2 protein-coding genes are annotated in these 1531 nt (G+C 52.9%); both read left to right on the top strand.

Going from position 1 to position 1531, the window contains the following annotated elements:
• A partial coding sequence (locus KDK19_RS07510) for an ankyrin repeat domain-containing protein (protein ID WP_257287777.1) occupies window positions 1-961 on the top strand: 961 nt, incomplete at its 5' end.
• Window positions 962-1160: 199 nt separating this feature from the next.
• On the top strand, window positions 1161-1531 hold a 371-nt coding region (locus KDK19_RS07505), incomplete at its 3' end, for a hypothetical protein (protein ID WP_257287776.1).

The raw sequence follows: 1531 nt of genomic DNA, 5'->3' as shown, positions 1-1531 counted from the left end.
TGAGGGGGATTTGGATCAAGTGGAGAAGTCACTGGCAGAGGGAGTCAATGTCAATGCGGTTATGGATAATGATTTCACGGCTTTGATCTTGGCATCTTCCGGGGGGCACATGGAGATCGTCGAGCGCCTGGTCAACGCTGGGGCGAATCTCAACGCCCGAACCAAGAGAGGTTCCACCTCGCTGTTCGTCGCTGCCCAGGAGGGTCATACCAACATCGTGAAACTCCTGATCAAGGCCGGGGCGGATCTCAACACTCAGACAAAGGGTGGCGGCACCGCACTGTTCATCGCTGTCCAAAAAAATAACACCGACTGCGTGAAACTCCTGATTAACGACGGGGCGAATCTCGACACCGCCTTGTTGGATGGCACCACCCCGCTGTTCTTTGCTGCCCAAAAAAATTACAGCGACTGCGTGAAACTGTTGGTCGAAGCCAAGGCGGATCTTAACGCCCGGACCAAGAATGGCGTCACCCCGCTGCTCATTGCTGCCGGGAAAGGCAATACCGACAGTGTGAAAATCCTGATCGAAGGCGGTGCGGATCTCAACGCCGCCTGTTCGAATGGCGCCACCGCAGTGTTAATGGCTGCCCAGGAAAATAACACCGACTGCGTGGAACTCCTGATTGAAGCCAGGGCAGTTCTCAACACCCGGGCCAAGAACGGCGCTACCGCACTGTTCATGGCTGCCCAAGAAAATAACACCGGGTGCGTGAAAGCCCTTATCAACGCTGGAGTTAATCCCAACACCGCCCTACCGGATGGCGCCACCCCGTTGTTCATCGCAGCCCAGCAGGGCAATACCGAGTGTGTGAAACTCCTGATCAAGGCCAGGGCGAATCTCAACGCCGTCAGGACTACGGATGGCGCCACACCACTCTGCATCGCAATCGCAATAGGCAATACCGACTGCGCGAAAGCCCTGAGCGAGGCCGGGGCAAGGTGGCAACAGAGACAATGAAGGAAACAAAAGAGAGGCGTTATCTTATCCAGAAAACACCGCTTTCAGGTGTTAAGGTGATCGACAAGAAACATTAAAAAGTTGAGATTCTGACAGGGCTGAAAACTTCTCTGGGGCAGTTGAGAACAGTTGAATGCGTAATCTGAGTTATTTTCCTGATCTATCCTTCCCACCCTTCACACCAGAATGCAAGGCTAGAATGATTAAACGCTCACTGTCTACAGTACCTCTGCTATTCATGACATTATCCGTCGTCTCTCAGGCTCAACCGATGACAAGACATTTTGTTGTCGAGATTACAAAGAAATCGTCGTTTAATCCGATGAAACAAAAAGGGCTGGGTCAGGATCACCCGTTTGCAGCCATCATAATGGTGCCTGGCTCTGGGAGTGATCAGCGACAATACCCGCCATCAGATTCAACGGGACAGCAAGCTCAGGGTGCCACCGCCCGCCCTTCAGGCTCTTTCAGCAACTCCTTTAATTCTGTCTCTGCCGGTGGTAGCGGAGGCTCACAGCAACATCTGCATACTTTGGGTTTAGATTGTTTCGTCTTTCCCTGTCATGGCGT

This window comes from Endozoicomonas sp. ONNA1, assembly GCF_024606325.1.
Taxonomy (GTDB): domain Bacteria; phylum Pseudomonadota; class Gammaproteobacteria; order Pseudomonadales; family Endozoicomonadaceae; genus Endozoicomonas_A.
Note: the sequence above shows the minus strand (reverse complement) of the source record. Positions and strands in the feature narration are given on the sequence as shown.